We start from the raw sequence: 1,266 nt of genomic DNA, 5'->3' as shown, positions 1-1,266 counted from the left end.
GAATTATTGCTAATAAAATCGGGCAGGATGGTCTTCATTTTTGTCACCATTATATCAACATTATTTTGCAGATTAAGCTCCAGGAGTTCCTTGATCACCTTATTGACCTCGGGATAACTATTTGGTATAGTTTTTGAAATTTTTATATCCTTATTGTAGGTAGGTATTACTTCTTCTTCTACATTAAGCAATTCTTCATATAGTTTTTCACCTGGCCTTAAACCTGTATAAATAATTTCTATGTCTTTTCCGGGAACCAAGCCTACTAATTTGATCATATTGGCGGCCAGGTCGGCTATTTTAACGGGCTCTCCCATATCAAATAAAAATATTTCGCCTCCGTTGCCCATTACTGCAGCCTCAAGTACAAGCTGTACAGCTTCAGGTATTGTCATAAAATACCTTGTAATATCGGGATGTGTAACGGTAACCGGTCCGCCTTTTTCAATTTGGGCTTTAAACCTTGGTATTACAGATCCATTAGATCCCAGTACATTGCCAAAGCGGGTTGTGATAAATTTAGTTTGATTCACGGATTCGCACACAGGATCCGAACAGAAAAAATGATTTTCAAAAAGCACGTTGTTTAACGATTGAATATACATTTCGGCAATGCGCTTGGAGGCTCCCATAATATTTGTGGGCCTAACGGCCTTATCTGTTGATATCATCACAAACTTCTCCACGCCAAATTCAACAGAAATGTCTGCTAAGTTTTTTGTACCCCAAATATTTGTTAACACAGCCTCGGTAGGGTTATTTTCCATCATAGGCACGTGTTTATATGCTGCGGCATGAAAAACAATTTGAGGTTTATATAAATCAAATAAAGTTCTTATTCTACTTGCATTTTGTATATCTGCTATAAATATTCTGATTTTATCAGCATATGTACTATCCTCAACTTCTAATTGAATATCATGCAAGGGAGTTTCGGCCTGATCACATAACACTACATACTCCGGATTGTAACTTAATATTTGCCTAACAAGCTCCGAACCAATTGAACCCGCGGCGCCTGTAATCAAAACCCTTTTATTTTGAATATCAGCTAAAACATGTTTATTGCAAAGGTTGATAGGCTTACGCTCCAAAAGATCTTCTATTTTTAAATCCTTAAACTGCCTTAAATTTGGCTCACCATTTATCCATTGATCCGATGGCGGAACTGTTATTACTTTTATTCCAAGCTCAACGCATTTTTCAACAGCTATTCTTTTACCGTCAATTTTTATATCCTCGGATGTTATTAGCATTGTTTTTATA

General features: G+C 36.5%; 1 protein-coding gene. It reads right to left on the bottom strand.

Annotation, left to right across the window (positions count from 1 at the left end):
* A partial coding sequence (locus tag AC1DPZ_RS27455) for a UDP-N-acetylglucosamine 4,6-dehydratase family protein (protein ID WP_477409492.1) occupies positions 1 to 1,256 on the bottom strand: 1,256 nt, incomplete at its 3' end.
* Between the last annotated feature and the right edge of the window lie 10 nt (positions 1,257 to 1,266).

The sequence above is a fragment of the Mucilaginibacter sp. P4_G9 genome, assembly GCF_056400985.1.
This window is presented reverse-complemented; position numbering and strand designations above follow the sequence as displayed.